The 17,655-nt window shown below is 51.9% G+C and carries 17 protein-coding genes; 6 read left to right on the top strand and 11 right to left on the bottom strand.

Translation table 11 applies throughout. The features are described 5' to 3' along the window. The first annotated feature begins 287 nt into the window (after positions 1-287). Positions 288-2,675, top strand: coding sequence for a 5-methyltetrahydropteroyltriglutamate--homocysteine S-methyltransferase (gene metE / locus Q8W24_RS06050; protein WP_305474738.1), 2,388 nt, complete (start codon positions 288-290; stop codon positions 2,673-2,675). Positions 2,676-2,833: 158 nt separating this feature from the next. On the opposite strand, the gene Q8W24_RS06045 is transcribed toward metE, so the two are convergent. Next, a complete protein-coding gene (locus Q8W24_RS06045; RefSeq protein WP_303434613.1) occupies positions 2,834-3,337 on the bottom strand; it encodes a hypothetical protein in 504 nt (167 codons plus the stop codon). Between the two features lie 103 nt (positions 3,338-3,440). Continuing rightward, a complete protein-coding gene (locus Q8W24_RS06040; protein WP_305474736.1) occupies positions 3,441-5,210 on the bottom strand; it encodes a hypothetical protein in 1,770 nt (589 codons plus the stop codon). Positions 5,211-5,599: 389 nt separating this feature from the next. On the opposite strand from Q8W24_RS06040, the gene Q8W24_RS06035 reads away from it, so the two are divergent. Next, positions 5,600-6,232, top strand: coding sequence for an OmpW family protein (locus Q8W24_RS06035; RefSeq protein ID WP_305413716.1), 633 nt, complete (start codon positions 5,600-5,602; stop codon positions 6,230-6,232). 121 nt (positions 6,233-6,353) lie between these two features. Here Q8W24_RS06035 and Q8W24_RS06030 read toward each other — a convergent pair whose 3' ends face one another. The 7 genes from Q8W24_RS06030 to Q8W24_RS06000 all read right to left on the bottom strand — a co-directional run bounded on the left by Q8W24_RS06030 (position 6,354) and on the right by Q8W24_RS06000 (position 12,568). Beyond that, positions 6,354-6,932: a chalcone isomerase family protein gene (locus Q8W24_RS06030; RefSeq protein WP_305474734.1), complete on the bottom strand. Its 579-nt coding sequence runs from the start codon at positions 6,930-6,932 to the stop codon at positions 6,354-6,356. A 453-nt stretch (positions 6,933-7,385) separates the two neighbouring features. Beyond that, positions 7,386-7,937, bottom strand: coding sequence for a GTP cyclohydrolase I FolE (gene folE, locus Q8W24_RS06025; protein WP_303434609.1), 552 nt, complete (start codon positions 7,935-7,937; stop codon positions 7,386-7,388). A 53-nt stretch (positions 7,938-7,990) separates the two neighbouring features. Continuing rightward, the gene (murI, locus tag Q8W24_RS06020; RefSeq protein WP_303434608.1) at positions 7,991-8,851 is read right to left on the bottom strand and encodes a glutamate racemase; all 861 of its coding nucleotides are present in this window, start codon (positions 8,849-8,851) and stop codon (positions 7,991-7,993) included. A 148-nt stretch (positions 8,852-8,999) separates the two neighbouring features. Continuing rightward, a complete protein-coding gene (locus tag Q8W24_RS06015; protein WP_305413714.1) occupies positions 9,000-9,575 on the bottom strand; it encodes a YceI family protein in 576 nt (191 codons plus the stop codon). Between the two features lie 210 nt (positions 9,576-9,785). Then, positions 9,786-10,262, bottom strand: a complete 477-nt coding sequence (locus Q8W24_RS06010; protein ID WP_303434606.1) for a DUF2489 domain-containing protein — start codon at positions 10,260-10,262, stop codon at positions 9,786-9,788. Positions 10,263-10,587: 325 nt separating this feature from the next. Further along, complete coding sequence (locus tag Q8W24_RS06005) at positions 10,588-12,270, bottom strand: SulP family inorganic anion transporter (RefSeq protein ID WP_303434605.1); 1,683 nt, start codon at positions 12,268-12,270, stop codon at positions 10,588-10,590. Beyond that, positions 12,263-12,568: a helix-turn-helix transcriptional regulator gene (locus tag Q8W24_RS06000; RefSeq protein ID WP_303434604.1), complete on the bottom strand. Its 306-nt coding sequence runs from the start codon at positions 12,566-12,568 to the stop codon at positions 12,263-12,265. Before Q8W24_RS06000 ends, Q8W24_RS06005 begins: the two co-directional genes overlap by 8 nt. 122 nt (positions 12,569-12,690) lie before the next feature. Here Q8W24_RS06000 and Q8W24_RS05995 point away from each other — a divergent pair, with 122 nt between their 5' ends. Beyond that, complete coding sequence (locus tag Q8W24_RS05995; RefSeq protein ID WP_303434603.1) at positions 12,691-13,548, top strand: MBL fold metallo-hydrolase; 858 nt, start codon at positions 12,691-12,693, stop codon at positions 13,546-13,548. A gap of 135 nt (positions 13,549-13,683) precedes the next feature. Here the strand turns inward: Q8W24_RS05995 and ylqF are convergent, their stop codons facing one another. After that, on the bottom strand, positions 13,684-14,652 hold the full coding sequence (ylqF, locus tag Q8W24_RS05990) for a ribosome biogenesis GTPase YlqF (protein WP_305474730.1): 969 nt from the start codon (positions 14,650-14,652) through the stop codon (positions 13,684-13,686). Positions 14,653-14,821: 169 nt separating this feature from the next. Here ylqF and Q8W24_RS05985 point away from each other — a divergent pair, with 169 nt between their 5' ends. Then, the gene (locus Q8W24_RS05985; protein ID WP_303434601.1) at positions 14,822-15,013 is read left to right on the top strand and encodes a hypothetical protein; all 192 of its coding nucleotides are present in this window, start codon (positions 14,822-14,824) and stop codon (positions 15,011-15,013) included. 38 nt (positions 15,014-15,051) lie between these two features. On the opposite strand, the gene Q8W24_RS05980 is transcribed toward Q8W24_RS05985, so the two are convergent. Further along, a complete protein-coding gene (locus tag Q8W24_RS05980; protein ID WP_305474728.1) occupies positions 15,052-15,447 on the bottom strand; it encodes a hypothetical protein in 396 nt (131 codons plus the stop codon). A gap of 188 nt (positions 15,448-15,635) precedes the next feature. On the opposite strand from Q8W24_RS05980, the gene Q8W24_RS05975 reads away from it, so the two are divergent. Together Q8W24_RS05975 and Q8W24_RS05970 are read left to right on the top strand one after the other, a co-directional pair. Further along, on the top strand, positions 15,636-15,947 hold the full coding sequence (locus Q8W24_RS05975) for a BolA family transcriptional regulator (RefSeq protein ID WP_303434599.1): 312 nt from the start codon (positions 15,636-15,638) through the stop codon (positions 15,945-15,947). A gap of 277 nt (positions 15,948-16,224) precedes the next feature. After that, on the top strand, positions 16,225-17,589 hold the full coding sequence (locus tag Q8W24_RS05970) for a phosphate ABC transporter substrate-binding/OmpA family protein (protein WP_305474725.1): 1,365 nt from the start codon (positions 16,225-16,227) through the stop codon (positions 17,587-17,589). The last annotated feature ends 66 nt before the right edge of the window (positions 17,590-17,655 follow it).

The following is a 17,655-nucleotide window of genomic DNA, read 5'->3' as shown; positions in this document are numbered from 1 at the left end:
TCTCTTCCTCTCTTCCTCTCTTCCTCTCTTCCTCTCTTCCTCTCTTCCTCTCTTCCTCTCTTCCTCTCTTCCTCTCTGACCTGACCTGACCTGACCTGACCTTACCTGACCTGACCTGACCTTACCTGACGGTTCCAGGTTTTGAGCACTGTGTGGGTCTTGCTTTGCGACTGGCCATCGTTGTCTTTTGAATTAATATTTCTCAATGTAAGTACAATATTTTTCGTTTTTTCTCATGTATGAAGTTTGCAACAATGCGTGATAATTTCATGATGTAGAGAAAAAGCATGACAAAGTTTCATATTCTTGGGTTTCCTCGTATTGGCGATCAACGTCAGCTCAAACGTGGTTTGGAAAGCTATTGGGCGGGCGATATCAGTCAGCCAGAGTTGTTGACGCTGGCGGCGGAGATTCGTGAGTCCAACTGGCAACGTCAATTGGACGCTGGTGTTGATTTTCTGACCGTTGGTGATTTTGCCTTGTACGATCAGGTACTGAATACCTCGGTTCTGCTGGGGCATTTACCAGAACGGGTCAAAACCACCGATAACCTGATTGATCAGATGTTTCTGGCTGCGCGGGGTCGCGCTCCCTCTGGCACACCTTGCCATGCCGCTGAGATGACCAAGTGGTTCGATACCAATTACCATTATCTGGTACCGGAATGCCACGCCGACGATACGTTTAATCTGCAGCCTGAATGGTTGCTGGAAGAGATCGCAGCAGCCAAATCACGGTCGAATAACGTTAAGCCGGTCATTATTGGTCCGTTGACGTATCTCTTCCTGGCCAAAAGTGAAAAGGAAGTGGACCGTCTGGCTCTGCTGCCAAAACTGTTGCCGGTATACAGCGAGTTGTTCCGCTTGTTACGTGAGCAAGACATCGACTGGGTGCAGCTGGATGAGCCGATTCTGGCGCTGGATCTACCGGACGATTGGCGTCAGGCCTTTGAACCGGCTTACCATAGCCTGCGTTTTAGTGGCGTGAATGTATTGCTGGCAAGCTATTTTGGTGGCCTCGACAGTAACCGGGCACTGGCCTTGTCGTTGCCGGTACAAGGGTTACATATCGATCAGGTGGCTGGAACTGAAAATCTCGATACCCTGGTCGACCAGCTTGGGCCTTACAAGGTGTTGTCGGTTGGTGCGATTTCCGGGCGTAATATTTGGCGTACCGATCTGGATGCCTGTTATCAATTGTTAAAACCGATCACAACACGGCTGGATGACCGTCTTTGGGTATCAACGTCCTGTTCCTTGTTGCACGTTCCTTATGATGTGAAAGAGGAGTCTGCTAGCGGCCGCATCACTCCGGCAGTACTGCCCTGGTTGGCTTTTGCCCAGCAGAAGCTGGGAGAAGGGCGGTTGTTAGCCGATGCCTTGAACACGGAGGCTACCCTGAGCAGCGCTGTCTGGCTCCAGCAAGCGGCCCGAATTACTGGTCGTCGCGAATCGGCCATTGTGCACAAGCCGGCAGTCAAGCTGGTTGCACAAACGGCAGCCAGCCAGGAGTGGCAACGCGATTTGCCATATGAGCAGCGGGCTGAGCGCCAACAGGCGCGCTGGCAGTTGCCGTTGTTGCCAACCACCACGATTGGGTCTTTCCCTCAAACAACGGAAATCCGTCAGCTGCGCCGCCGTTTCCGTCAGGGAGAGATCAGTCCTGCTGAGTATCATTCGGGTTTGCTGGCTGAGGTGGAGTACTGCATCCGTATCCAGGAAAATATTGGTCTGGATGTATTGGTGCATGGCGAAGCAGAACGTAACGACATGGTGGAATACTTTGGTGAGTTGCTGGAGGGTGTTGCGGTATCCAGTCATGGCTGGGTGCAGAGTTATGGCTCTCGTTGTGTCAAGCCACCGCTGATTTTTGGGGATATCGAACGCCCGCAAGCAATGACGGTCGAGTGGAGCCGTTATGCTGCCAGTCTGAGCGCTCGCCCGGTAAAAGGCATGTTGACCGGCCCTGTGACCCTGCTGAAATGGTCCTTTGTACGGGACGACCAGCCCTTGTCACAAACTGCTTATCAATTGGCTGCGGCGTTGCGGACTGAGATTGCCGAACTGGAGTCGGCAGGTATTGGCATGATTCAGGTGGATGAACCGGCATTACGTGAGGCTCTGCCGTTGAAACAGGCTGATCGGGCTGGCTATCTGGCCTGGGCGGTGAACAGTTTCCGTTATGCCACTACCGATGTGGCGGCCGACACCCAGATTCATACCCATATGTGTTACGCCGATTTTGATGACATCCTGCCTGCGATTGAAGCCATGGATGCGGATGTGATCACGCTGGAAACCGCCCGGTCAGCGAGTAAATTACTGGATGGTCTGGCACAGCATCCGTATCACAATGGTATTGGCCCGGGGGTTTATGACATCCATAGCCCGAATGTACCTTATGCCGGTGCCATGGCCTCGATACTGCGAGCGGCGGCAAGGGTGGTTCCTTTGCGTCATCTGTGGGTCAACCCGGACTGTGGTTTGAAAACCCGCCGCTGGGAAGAAGTGGAGCCATCATTACGAGAAATGGTGCGGGTTGCACAGACCCTGCGTCAGCAGTGGGAAGGCAAGATCAACCAGAATGGCTTGCTGGCGGATGATCTTGACGGCTTGGTAGAAAGCCTGCCAGAGCAGAAAAAGACGCTTGCTGCACAGGAGTGTTGTGTTCATTAAGCTGTTACAAATATCGACCCATTGTTAACGTCTTTCGGGCGTTAACAATCATCATAGGCTGAGTGGTCACTTGATTGACCGTGCCTTGCGATTCACCAGATAACGGTGGCTCGCGGTGCGGTTGATCGATACGGCTTACCAGAACTGACACGTCTGTGTCAGTCTTCTTCCAGATCCTGTACCGGTAACTTTTCAATCATGCCATGTTGTTGAGCCCATAGTTGCAGCATGATCAGCACCCGTTCATCACAGGTGAGCTGGTGATGAAACAGCTGTTCTGTGGCTTCTGCCAGAGCGGCTTGATCGGTGATGTCTTCACCATGATTACCGACTTCGATACTGAGTTCACGATTGCAGGCCTCGTAGATTTTGGCCAGCAAGGGTTCTATGCGCTCGGGATCGTCGGTCATCAGGAAGGTTTGTTCCAGATCGTTTTCCAGCTCTCGCACGACGGCCCAGGTGGTTTCGCCGCGCTGATAGAGCGTATCCTGGCTGATGCCGTGAATGTCCTCGAGGGCGTAATCCCAGTCATCCCAACCATCATCGGGCTGGAGCAGGGTGGTTTTGATCATGCCATCGGCCATTGACCAGGCAATCGCAATAGGATGTGCTTCTTCTTCGTAGGAACTGGCATCAACAGCAATAAAATGTGGGTAGGACACAGCTGCCTCTTATCTGGAAATGGGGAAATGGAATGTACGTTTTGCAGCGCTGTTCAGCAACAGAATTCATGTGTTGCTGACGGCTGGCTGCCTGAGTAACAGATCAAAGGTCTTCCAGTTGTAATTTAATAACAGCCGTCACCGAGCTCTGGTCATCGCTCCAGAGAATGTGGCCATTGACTTCCATATTGACGATTTCTTCACAAATATTCCGTAACAACGGGGTCCAGAGTAGTGGCAGGGGTTTATCGGCATGACTGCCAAGTACCACCGTCAGGGTCAGGGCCTGCTCTTGTAATGAGAGCGTCAGGGCTGGATCGATGGCGTTATCTTTGGCAGGCATGACCAGCAAGTGATCGAGCAGGAATTCAATCAGTACCAGTTTGACGTCGATAATCAGCGAGAGCGGTGTGGTCAGGGCGACAGATAATCGGGATTGTGACAAGTGATGCTGGATAAACTGCACCAGATCTACCGATTGTTTGGCTGGTCCGGTCAATACATTAAATGATCGCGTTGCCAGCGCCAGTGGTATCGCCAGAGCTGGCTCTGTCGCCTGGGAGGCTTGTTCCAGCGTGGGAGCAACCAGTGCCAGTAATGAGGGGCGTTGCCGGTTGGTTACCTGATGGCGCAAGTGATCACATTCCCGCTGCAAGCGTTCAAGGTCGCTGCTTTGCACCATTGCCATATGCTGGAATTCGTCTTGTTGCTGGCGTAAAGAGGCTTCCATACGCAGATTCAGATCTTGCAATTGCTTGTGAGCATAATATTCACTGGTGTGGTCAACGCTGCAGATCAGCACTTCGTTCGGGCGGTTGTTATGAAAACGGATGGCCTGAAAGCTGATATCGAATACACCTTCCTGACCATTGAATTTGAGAATGGAAAATTTGCCCTGGACCCGTTTGATCCGTCCTTGCAGTAACTGGTAAATACGTTCCCGTTGCTCTGCACTGGTGTCTGAATTCATACGTTCCAAAATAGCATGTAACGGGTTTTCCATACCGTTCAGGGCTTCTTGATCGGTTCGTAGCTGGTAACAAAAGTTGCGGTTGGTTTCCATGTGATCTTCACGAACCAGATAGCGGCAGAAGCCCATGGTGGTGTTCTCAATCGCCATATTGAGGTGATTGTGGGTATCTTCCAATTCCATTCTGGCCTGGTCACGCAGGTGCATGTCATTGAGTAATGACAGACGCATTTTCTCGATGGCAGAGGCCAGGGCGTCCAGCTCATCTTGCTTGTGCATGGTATTGGTGGTGCGGTGCTCAAGTGTGACTGGGTGGTCGGGTGTTTGAATGGAAAAGGCATTGGCCCACTCTGACAATGAGCGAATATGACGGGTAATCAGATGGTGGATCAGCAGCAGTAATACCAGGGATATGGTAATGGTCTGGCAGAGCAGTACCAGCAGCATATTCAATGCGCGGGTTTCCAGTTGTTGGTAGAGCTGTGCATAACTGCCCAGAATGGTCAGGGTTGCCAGAAAGGTGCGGTTATTGTCCTGATCTTCGTAATAGAGATTGAATTGGTGGCGAATATCAACCTTGTTTGGCTTGAGGCCAGTTTCGACGTAACCAAAGTCGGTACTGTCGACCATGATGTACTCAACGCCGTCAAAGTTGAGCATGCCTTTCAGCTGTGTGCGCAGCTGCTCGGAATTGAAATTCCAGAGGCTGATGACAAGACTGTCGTGATAACTGTCCTCCAGCTTGACCAGGTTATTTTGCAGGCGTTGCGTACCATGCTGGTAGTCGTCGATCAGCATCCAGCCATAAGACAAGGTGGCGATAAGGAAATTGGCCAATAGCAAGTATGAAAGCAATCGTCTTCCGATCCGGGTAGCGAATGCCGCAGAAAACTGCTCAATCAAACGTCAACTCCATGATTTTCTCCGGATGTTGTTCACAATGGTGGACAGGAAAACGATGGCCAGTGGATCAGCCTCAATGAAGAGGGTCTGATCATGTCAGACGGCAGTGTCAATCACGATGGTAGTCACACTTCAGCCTGAATCCGGTGACAATAATATCAGGGATGGCTAACTGTATCTCAGCTAACGTTTTTTTGCTGCCTTTGAATGAAAGAAGCATGCCATAGCACTGTTGGACAGCTTGTAGGGTTGACACAAATTGACCTATCACAAGATTGTCAGGTGTCTTTATTTTGGGGCATTAAATGCTTGATTTGCATCAAAATTGTGCAGATCAAGCCGGGTACCCTGCACTCATCTACCAAAAGCACGGAATCAAGGAGTGCAAAATGAAACTGATCAAAACTCTGCTGGCTACTGTTGTTGCAGTATCTGCTATCCCGGCTATGGCCTACGAAGCGGGTGACATTATCGTCAAGGCGGGTGCTGTGACGGTTTCTCCGAAAGACGGTAATGCCGATAGCAGTGGTCTTGTTGCAGGCAGTGAACTGGATGTCTTGTCAGATACCCAATTGGGTTTGACCGGTGTTTATATGGTGACCTCCCAGATCGGTGTGGAACTGCTGGCAGCGACGCCTTTTGAACACGAAGTCGAAGGTGATGGTGGTGCTATTGATGGCGCTACGATTGCGACAACCAAACACTTGCCACCTACTGTTTCTGTACAGTATTACCCAATGGGAGCCGATTCCAAACTGCAACCCTATGTGGGCCTGGGTGTTAACCATACCTTCTTCTTTGATGAAGAAGATGATGCGGGTCTTGGTACCAAAGGGCTGGAAACCAGCTGGGGTTTGACTTACTCCGTAGGTGTTGACTATGCCCTGAATGATCATTGGCTGGTGAATGCTGCAGCTTGGAAAATGGATATCGATACAAAAATCAAAGGCGGTGCAGCTGATGGCCTTGATGTAGAAATTGATCCGCTGGTTTACTTTGTTGGTGCTGGTTACAAGTTCTGATTACTCGGGTTTGATATAAAAAAAGCGGCGCAAGCCGCTTTTTTTATATCTGCTGGTTGCGATGTGTTGACGTGTCACATAATCAAGGTCAACACTCGAAACCAGACTTACAAAAAGCCCCCTACAAAAACACTGCTGAGATACTGTTACTGGTTTGTGGTGGCTGTACTTGCAACGCAGGAGCATCAACAAGAACAGCGGGTGCCATCGAGGCCTGGATCAGCGCCTGAAACCAGTCCTGTCCACGGATAATACCCATATATTCATTCTTGACCATTACTTCCGAGCCACGGCCGGGGGTGTACTCAATAACAATACGGTCACCCTGTATCAGACGGGTATCCATCATTTTGACCAGCGCATTCAGGCGTGCTTCCAGTATGGCCATCTGTTCCCATTCCGACGTGATGGCAATGGTATCGTACAGTGACAAGCCAACCCCACGACCGCTGATTCGCTCGGATTGAACCGTCAGTTCAAGGCGCTGTATACCGGTGCGGGAAGGGGCATGATAGAGAGCGCTGGTATAGGCATCGCGGATATAAAAATAATCCCGGGATAATGAATCAGCCAGTTGCAGGGTATGGTGGCCATTTAATGACAGTAACCGCTCTGGAAGCGGAGTCGTCAGGGCATGAGTCGTCAGACTGGTCGCTGAAAGCAACGACACCAAGGTGGTGACTAACCAGGTATTTTTCATAATCCATTACCTCTTTTGTTGGTTCTTTTCTCCTTTTCCTTCCTTGAATCTACGCTCAGTAATACTGGATCGCAATGATAAATAGGGGAGAGACATGGCTTTATTGGTAGCTGTTACAGAGGGTGACACCGTGGTCATTGGCTGGGTACAGAAAGCCGAATAATGTGTTTCTGGAAGTAGCAATCAGCGGCTGTTAGACGGCTACTAAATGGCTGTCTGATGGTTATCAGAAAGTATGCAGGTCTACGGATATGACAGAGGGGGTGCGGGAATGGCTATGGGGGAGGTTGCTGGTGTTGGGTGGGTATGAAGCTGTCTGACCAGCATCTGGACTCTGGTAAAGAGTCGGGCAGCGTTACGGAGCAGCGCGTTCAGATCTGATCAGCAGTCTGTCGGAGCGCCAGGTATTTTATACCCTGTATAAAAAGACTGGCAGCTCACGAAGTCATCGGGTTACATCCCGACCAAACGCATAAACTCGCTACGGGTGGCCGGATTGCTGCGAAAGTCCCCTTTCATAACAGATGTGCGCATGGATGAATTCTGTTTTTGCACACCGCGCATCATCATACACATATGTTGTGCTTCCAGAATGACGCCAACACCACGGCAGCCAGTCACTTCTTCGACGGCTTCAGCAATCTGTTTGGTCATGTTTTCCTGGATCTGCAGGCGACGGGCAAAGAGGTCTACTATTCGGGCAAACTTGGATAGGCCGAGTACCTTGCCGTTGGGTAGATAGCCGATATGACAGCGTCCGATAAAGGGCAGCATATGGTGTTCACACAATGAGTAAAACTCGATGCCCTGTACCGCGACCATCTCGTCATTATCACTGGTGAACACCGCGCCGTTGATTACTTCTTCGAGACTGGCGTTATAACCACTGGTCAGAAATTGCATGGCTTTGGCTGCGCGCTTGGGCGTATCCAGCAAGCCTTCACGGGTGATGTCCTCTCCCAGGTCGGTTAGAACCTCACTGTAAAGGTGTTCGAGTTTTGACATGTTTTATCCAGATTTCCAAAATACCTGAGCACTATACTCAAATTAAAAAATACTCATACAAGAGGGTTGCTTGTACAGCTTATGTTGACTGTATTGCCAGTGGTTTCTGGCAAATTCAGTTTTACCCAATCAGGGTTGATACTCTCTGGCAACGCGGCAGCGGACCAGAACTGGCTCAAATATCGGGCGTCGGCGATGCCATTCGTTTGATACAGATAGAGCTGTCCGAGCCTGGTATCAGCAGGGGCGGCTCCGAGTAAGTGATTGACTCGTCGAGCAATGGCTGCACCGGAGTCAACCCAGATAATCGTTGGCCAAAGCTTACTCAGATACGGCCGTAGCAGCGGGAAATGAGTACAGCCCAGCACAATATGACTGGGCCTGGGTGTTTGTTCTATCCAGCCTGACAGGTGTTGTTGGATGCGCTCTGACAAGCCTTGATGATATTGATCCGGTGCACGAACCAGGCTTTCAGCCCATTCAACCAGTTGGCGACTGCCCAGCCGCCTGACATCACAATGAGCGGCAAAATCGTTTATCAGCTTGTCGGTATAAGAGCGACTGATGGTGGCCGGTGTTGCCAGCAAACCGATCACGCCATTGGCTGATTGCTCTGCCGCTGTCTTGATGGCTGGAACCACACCCACTACCGGAATATCCAGTACTGCCCGTAATGAATCGAGTGCCAACGTGCTGGCGGTATTACAGGCGATAACCAGCAACTTGACCGGCAGGGCTGCCACTGCTTGCTGACACAAGGCGATAATCCGCCGGGTCAGGATTTGATCATTCTGGATGCCGTAAGGGAAGGCTGCCGTATCCATCAGATAGTGCACTGTCAGGTCGGGGCGTAACTGGTGTATCTCCCTGACAACACCAAGGCCACCAACACCAGAGTCAAAAACCAGAATCAAAGACAGTTACCAGCAATAATAGAAACAGAAGGATGATAGTTTAACAAATTTCATCCGGTGTGGCTGCGTGTTTGGATCGCGCGCCACGGTTGCTGAAGTCAGGCGTACAAACAGTAAGCGATACGCCTGACACGGTCGGCCAGGCGGGTTACTGCGGCTTCAGGATCAGAGTGAATTCTACCGGTACGACCTGGGTAATGGATGTCAGTTTGGCGATATTGCGTAATGCTTCGATACCGCCCTCAAGCCCGAACTCGGCGGCATCAATCAAGACAGGCGCCAGGCTGCTGACAACCAAAGAGGCATCCGCTGCGGGAGTGGCAAGTACCTCGGTAGTGACCGTCGCCTGTTTGCCGTGTAACGACAGGGAGCCAGACAGAGTAAAGCGTGTTGGTTTGCCCTGTTCCAGCGAGGTCATGACCTTGGCAGGAACCGTGGCCTGCAGCACGGCAGTGGCAAACCGGCTGGTATCAAACAGCATGGATTGCATGCGGCTGTCACGAATATCGATACCGGTGGCAACACTGCTCAGGTCGATATTGATAGTGGCAGCGCCGGTGCTGCTAACGGCCCCGGACACGTGTTTGAAGTGATGATTTTCTACCTTGTTAATATTCTTGGTGGTCTGGAAGGCGACCACTGAATCATTGTCGACTTGCCAGTCGGCCAGGACGGGTAAGCAGGTCAACAACAGCGGGGCTATCAGTGCGGTGCGAAAAGTCATACAGACTCCTTGACGTTATGTTGGATATCCATGGGTGTATTGTCAGTCATGTCATGAGCGGTTGAAGGCTGGTCGATGGTTCTGCTGCAGCGCCACTGTCCGCACATCACAATCTGACCGTTATATCCCGGATTGCCGCCCACCGGCGGAACCGCTTCAGGCTGCGGAATACTTCCCCGATATGATGGCGTATATGGCAGCGTCCCGGTCTTAATGCAGCAAGGTCAAACCGGGAAAGCGGAATTCGACCAGCCATTTCAGCGCATGTTCAATCGCCGCCTTATGTTCGTCTTCCAGGGTCAGGCGACGCTTGTCGATGGCGAACTGTTGTTTGGGAGGGAGTTTTTTATAGGCATCAAGGATCGGCATATCAGCCACTTGCTCGTGAAACATACGTAATACGGCCAGGTTCTCATGCTGCCAGACCGTGGGATCGAGGCCTTTAATGGTGTGGTGCAAGCGTAAGACCCCTTCGGTGATATCACATTGCTCGCTCAAGACTGCTCGCGCCAGAAAGCGTACATCCTGCACCAGGCTGTGCTGGTAATCACGCAGCTGTTGTTCTGCGGCAGCCGCTTCGGCCTGTTGTTCAGCCTCAATACGTTTGACCTGACGGGTCAGGCGCCAGGCGTAGGCAGAAAGTGCGGCGATAATGGCAATGCCAACGACAGCGATCAGTATCATCATGGAAAAAACAGCCAGCAGAAGAGTGTGATGGGATGATAAACATTTCAGCACAAAAGTTAAGGCGTGTATTGGCAACAGCCCATTCTGGCACTGGCTTTATGACTGGCGCTCGGGAGAGCACAATCGGCACCCCGGTGCTGGCGGTGTACCCTCCCGGTATCGCACCCGAAAACGGGGGCCAGAGCGATGGCTGGAGACCGTATAGATTGGACGGACAGGGGGCGCCGGGTTACTCACCGGGTGGTCTGGTAACGACGGTGGCAGCCGATCCGGATGTGACTCGGGGTGTGATTCAGAGTGTGAGTTGGTGTGTGAGTTGGTGTGATCAGACATGGCCCAGCTCCTTTAATGCTTCACTGGCGGTAAAAAAAACTTGTCCGGGCTGGATACGTTCCAGCCAGTCGGTGTTTTCCAACAGGTCCATCACCGGCCCTTTGAACTCCGCCATATGCAACAGGATATTGAGTGATTGCAGCTGCTCGTGCAGCTCCAGCAGACCTTCGTAACCGTTAAAATCGATATGGTTGATGGCACTGCCTACCAGCACAACGTGGCGGATATCCGGCGACTGTTCGAGGCGACGAATAATAAAAGTATTCAGGTAATGACTGTTGGCAAAATACAGGTTTTCATCAACCCGAATCATCAATACATGTGGTGAGGTGCTGACATCATGGCGCTGGATATTACGGAAGTGATCACTGTTTTTATAACGACCGATTTCGGCGATATGAGGCTCACTGGAACGGCGTAAATACAAGATCAGAGACAGTAAAATACCAAGGGAAATACCGATTTCTGCATTGGTCGCCAACACCGCCAGAAATGTCATCAGCCAGACCACGCCGTCACTTTTCTGAAAGCGCCAGGCATGCAAACCATCCTGAAAGTTGATCAGCGGTAATACCGCGACCACAATAATGGCACCCAGTAACGCCTTGGGCAGCACCGTGAACCAGCTGGTGGCGACCACCAGTACCAGCACGATACCGGCCAGTGTGATCAGCCCCGCCAACTGGCTGCGGGCACCTGCCGCCTGATTCACCATGCTGCGGCCAAATCCGCCCGCCACCGGATAGGCTTGTGAAACCGCTGCCCCGAGGTTGGCAATACCTAGCGCCAACAGTTCGCGGTTGGCATCCAGCCCGGAGGTTTTGACGCGTCGTGCCATGGCGGTGGCCACAGACAGGCTTTCCAGATAACCGATAAGCGCAATCAGCAAGGCAGAAGGAATCAAGGATTGCCATTGGTCAATCGTCAGTTGTTGAGGCAGCGTCAATACCGGTAAACCGGAAGGAATATCACCTACAATATCTGCGGGTAAATGCAGCGCAGGCACCAGCGTAATGCCCAGTACAATCAGTACCAGAGGGCCGCTGCGGCCAAGTAATTCACGTAACATTTTCCAGTGTTCAGCAATCAATACCCGGCACAGAAGCGGCCATAACTTGAGCAACAGAATGGCTGCTACAGACAATACAACCACTGCAGGAATGGCCTGCCCGAGATGTTGCAGTACGTACCAAAGAGTATCGGCCAGACTGTCCTGCCGGGGAACCGACATGCCGGTCAGGGATTTGCTCTGGTTAATAATAATGACTATGGCAGCCGCGCTGGAAAAGCCGGAAATAACCGAGTGGCTGATAAACGTTGTCCAGCGACCCAGACCAATCAGATAAAACAGCAATAAAAACAGCCCGGTTAATGCCGCCAAAGCTGCAGCCAGCTGACTGAACTCAGCCCCGCCCGGCGTCGACAGCTGCTGCAGGGCTTCCAGCGTCATCAAGGACACAATGGCCGCTGGGCCAACCGCAAGGCTGGGGCTGGTGCCGAGCACGGCATAAATAAACAAGGGCAGCAGCGCAGCGTACAAACCCGCCTGAGGCGGCAATCCCGCCAGAAAGGCATAGGCGATGCCCTGGGGAATCAGTAAAATCGCAACGACCAGACCCGCTGTCAGATCCGCCGAGAACCACTCGCGTTGGTAGTGGCGCAGAGTACTAAACATGGTTTGTATTCTCTCCGTAGAGCTCGTTTAACAAACGAATAACGCGAACCACCTTGTGATCAGCAAGGCAATAAAAAACGCACTGGGCTTCGCGGCGGCTGACCACCAGATGTTCTCCCCGGAGCCAGGCAAGATGCTGCGACAGGGCCGATTGACTGAGTGGCAGCTGACGCCCGAGGTCGGCCACGGAAATTTCCCCCTGTCTGAGTAAACAGAGAATGGCCAGCCGATGTTCATTGGCGAGCGCCTTGAGCAGACGGACGGCGGGTTGGCGTTGAGTGTCGAAAGAAGAAGGCATAACCGCAATCTCATCAGGCTGCTGGAAGTCACCTGATACAGTGTATATTAAATATTGCTAAATAAGAATATTCTAATATAGTTGGGTTGTTTTGAAATGATCAAGATAAGGCGGAGGTTGCCATGCAAATCCAGAGTTTCTACCATCAGGATACATCTACTTATACCCATTGGTTGGAAGACACCGAGCAGCAGCTATCGCTGATTGTCGATCCGGTGATGGATTTTGATCAGAAATCCGGCCGAACCGGTACCGGTTTTATCGATGCGGTGCTGGACCGTCTGGCAGAGAAAAACAGCCGCCTGGTATATGTGCTGGAAACCCATGCCCATGCTGATCATTTGTCGGCGGCAGATTATCTGCGCCGCCAGACAGGGGCTAGAATTGTGATTGGACAGCCTATCAAGCAGGTGCAGGGAACGTTCAGCAAGATATTCAATGAGCCTGCGACGTTTGTTGCGGATGGGCACCAGTTTGACGTGCTGGTTGCTGATGGCGACACCCTGACACTGGGTGATCACCAGATCCGGGTGTTGGCAACTCCGGGGCATACTCCCGCCTGCGTCAGTTATGTGGTGGATGAGCAGGTGGCTTTTATTGGCGATACGCTGTTTGCACCGGATACCGGCACGGCGCGCTGTGACTTTCCGGGAGGGGATAGCGATACCCTTTATCACTCGATCCAGCGACTGTTTGCCCTGGGCGATGGGGTGCGCTTGTATTTGTGCCATGATTATCCCCCGGATGGACGGCCAGCGATGAGTTCGGCAACGGTCGCCGAGCAGCGCCAGCACAATATTCATATTCGGGATGGTATCAGTCAGGCAGCATTTGTGGCCTTGCGTACCGCGAGAGATGCGGGATTGGCGATGCCACGGCTGATTTTGCCATCGTTGCAGATTAATATTCGCGCCGGGGCACTGCCCGATGCAGAAGATAACGGTGTGTCCTATCTCAAACTGCCGTTGAATCTCTTTTAGCCAACGCGCATACCCTTTGGCTCAGCCGGGCGGGGAGCCGATCAATCACGGCGCCGGGCGCGGCTGTATCGGTTTTGGCTGGTTTGGTTGATTTGGTATTGATCAAGTCGTCACGACCCTTTCCTTTGTGACGGCTTACGACTCCGCGTCATCGTCTGGATGAGATGCCGGACGGGGTCGACGCTGGCGCTGCTCTTGCTGCAAGCGTTGTGCTTCTTCTTGCCGTTCCTGTTCTTCGCGTTGGCGAGCTTCGATTGCGGCTTGTTCGATGGCGACCATCTCCGGTGTTTCGAGAGAAATACGCCCCAATTTACCGGAACGTAATTCGTGTAGTACCAGCTCTGCTGCCTTGTGCAAATCAATCACGCCACCCGGACGTAAACAACCACGCTTGCGACCAATGTGCTCCAGTGCCTCGGCTGCTGACGCGGGTTTTTCCTTGAGCTTGTAGCGTTGCATCAGCAGGTCAGGGTATTGCAGCAATAAAAATCCCAGCGTGTGGTTGGCAATATCCTGATATTCGATGGCAGTATCCTTGACGGCACCACTGGCAGCCAGGCGATAACCACTGTTTTCATTTTCAAACTTGGGCCAGAGAATCCCCGGCGTATCAGAGAGCACCATGCCGTTTTTCAAATCAATCAACTGATTGGACTTGGTCACTGCCGGCTCATTGCCGGTACGGGCAATATAGCGTCCTGCGAGGCCATTGATCAGAGTGGATTTACCGACGTTGGGGATACCCATCACCATCAGGCGCATGGCCTGGTTACGTCCGGAACGCACACGGCCCATTTTTTGACACAAGGCCAACAACCGCTTGAGTTGCGACTTGTCTTCGGCAACCAATGGTAATGCCTGGGTGTTTTCCTGTTGGCTGAAATAGTCGACCCAGGCCCGGGTGATATCAGGATCGGCCAGGTCCTGCTTGTTCAGCAGCTTGATAACGGGCTTGTTGCGACACAGCTCGTCCACCATGGGATTGGTGCTGGAGAACGGCAAACGTGCATCCATGACCTCGATCACCAGATCGATATCCGGCATGGCTTCACTGATCTTCTTGCGGGCTTTGTTCATATGCCCTGGGAACCATTGGACTGCCATTGTGTGTAATCCGGTTGACCTGAATAAATTAGGGCGGCACATTGTATCGATCGGCCCGGTGAGAGCAACCGCCCGAGAGCAATTGGGCGTTATTTGAATGTCATATTTGCTCGATAACCTGACTGTGGTCGAAAAATTCCTGTGGAATTGGTCAAGTTGGAGACAATGTATGGATGTCTTGCAAGAAGATTTCGCTCGAAGTGCCAAACGTCAGGGCCGTCAGGCCTCGGCAACGGTTTCTGGTCGTCGTCGCGCCGGTTTCCTGGTTGGCAATAAGTTTGTTTTTTCAGATCAGGCCGAGGTGCTGTGGATGGAAGCAGGCCCCGGAGAATTTCGTGAATTGCGTCTCTGGCGCAAATAGAGTGATAGCGCGGCGCTGAAAGCGCCGCCCTGGAATCGCTAGGCTTCTGCAAACACTGATGTTGCTTCTGCTTCATCGGAGGGGTTCGTACCCTCTGCAGAAAGCGCATCGACTGGCTGTTGTGCCAGAACTTGCTCGGCATTGACTAATAATTCTTGCTGCTTTTCTTGCTCGCGGGCACGTTTACGCTCCAGTTTGACGAAGTGTTTCTCATGCGTGGTCCATTGCCCCTGACGGATATCCACGTCGGTTACGCCGTTTTCTTCGGCAATTTCTTCTGCCAGTTGGCGCGTGGCTTCATCGGCATCGCGGGCCAGTAACTTGCGTTCACCAGCGTCAAGATGGCTGAACAGGTCGATCAGCGCCGTCGACATGATGTCGCGGCTGATTTCATCGCGGCTTTTGTTGAAGCGACGGGCAATCATATTCAGCATGGGTTTTTTCTTGCAAACGGCGCTCTTGTTCTTCCTGATAATATCTGTCGATCAGGTTCTGGGTGTTGTTACTATCGTTTTCGTGCATGCAGTGCTCCGGGTCACTCGGGAGAGAGGGCTGGGCTTGAGTTATGCCTCGGGGCGGCGGATTATACGCAGACATTACCGAGCGAGTAACCGGAGTTTTTATGAAGCCTGAAGAGTATCCAGAAGAGTATATCGTTGAGCAGATGGCATCACTGTCGCCATCTCATCTCGAATTGATGAACGAAAGCCATATGCACGCAGGCCCGGCGACGACGTCCCACTACAAACTGGTGATGGTATCCGACGCTTTTGAGGGCAAGCGCCCGGTGGCCCGGCATCAGCTGGTGTATGGCCTGGTGGCTGATATTTTGCAAAATCCGGTACATGCTCTGGCGCTGCATTTGTATTCGCCACAGGAATGGCAGGCACAGACGGCTGTACCTGAGTCGCCACAATGTGCCGGGCAACACTGATCATGACCTGATGATGATTGATGCATCATCAGCTCTGCTGGATCGAGTCTGCTGGTCCGGGTGGCTGGCCCGGAGCAACAGCGACATAATCCTGATTCCATAGGACAAGCCGCAAATCACCAACAGCTGTACCCCCAAAAGACCCCACCAGATCGGGAAGTGCGCAATTTCCTGCCGATATCATCATGCAATGATCTGTCAGGTTGGCAACTTTGTAACTAAAATGTCACTTAATATTCATAGACTCGCGCCGAACTCTCGACCAGAAATCAGAATTATGACTACGATTCGTGTTTGTTTGACTCTGCTTGCCATTCTGGGTTTTTCAAGCGCCAATGCCGGGATTTTATCTCCTTTCACTGGCCTGCCAAAAAATGGTGAAGTACGTCTGTTTGGTATCCAGGGCTCCAATACCATTGGTGATGAACTTGGACCTAATCTGGCTAAAAAATACCTGGAAGAAAAAGGGGCGACAGACGTTCAAATTCGTAATACCCGGTTTAATAATGAAAAAGTGGTCAGTGGTTTTTTGCCTGATCTTGGTACCCGTTTGACGATAGACATCGCCGCACATGGTTCCGGTACCGGCTTCAAGGGGATTGCGAGTGGTTCATCAGAAATTGCCGCCTCATCCCGTCCGATCAAGGCCAAGGAAGCCAGCCTGTTAAAACACATCGCCGATATGAGCAGGCCATCGGCAGAACATATCATCGGCATTGATGGTTTGGCGATTGTGGTGCACCCATCCAATCCGGTCAGTGAACTCAGTGTTGATGAAATCTCCGAGATTTTCTCCGGAGGCTATACCGACTGGTCGCAGGTGGGCGGCCGTCCTGGCGCCATTCATGTGTATGCCCGTGATGAAAACTCGGGTACCTGGGACAGTTTTAAATCCATGGTGCTGGGTAATACGCCGTTGATTGCATCGGCCAAGCGTTTTGAATCCAATGCGGTATTGTCTGATGAGGTCTCTGCGGATGATAACGGAATCGGTTTTGTCGGTTTGTCATCGGTCCGTGCTGCCAAATTGCTGGCCGTATCGGATGGCAGCGCCAAGGCACTGAAACCCAACAAGCTGACCGTTGCCACTGAAGATTATGCCTTGTCCCGGCGTTTGTTCATGTACACGGATGATGTGCCGGAAAATCCGTATGTCGTTGAGTTTATGAGCTTTGTTCAGCTCAATGAAGCACAGCAGGTGGTCGCGGATTCTGGTTTTATTTCACAGGAACTGAAAGAAGTCGTGCCGGAGTTTTATAGTGAGTTACCGTCTGATTTTCGTGAAATAACCAATGACGCCAAGCGTTTGACGATTAATTTCCGTTTTCGGGCCGGGAGCGCATCGCTGGACAATAAAGCGCTGAAGGATATTGAGCGGCTGGTTAATTATCTGCAGCAGAAAGGCCGCAACGATGCCGAAGTGATGCTGATCGGCTTTGGTGACAAGAAACGCACCGAGAAACGCTCCAAGCTGTTGTCCAAACTGAGGGCCATGGCGGTACGTCGTGAACTGGTACGTAACGGCATTTATCCTGAACTCTCGGTTGGGTACGGTGAGTATTTACCGGTTGCTTCTGTGAATCGGGCAGAAGGGAAAATGAAAAATCGCCGGGTTGAGGTGTGGCTCAGGGACAATACCTGAGCCGGACTGCTGCCAAGCGACAAAGAAAAACCCGAAGCCTGCAAAGGCTTCGGGTTTTTTGTGTTC

The organism is Oceanobacter sp. 4_MG-2023 (assembly GCF_030689165.1).
In the GTDB taxonomy this organism is placed as follows: domain Bacteria; phylum Pseudomonadota; class Gammaproteobacteria; order Pseudomonadales; family Oceanobacteraceae; genus Oceanobacter.
This window is presented reverse-complemented; position numbering and strand designations above follow the sequence as displayed.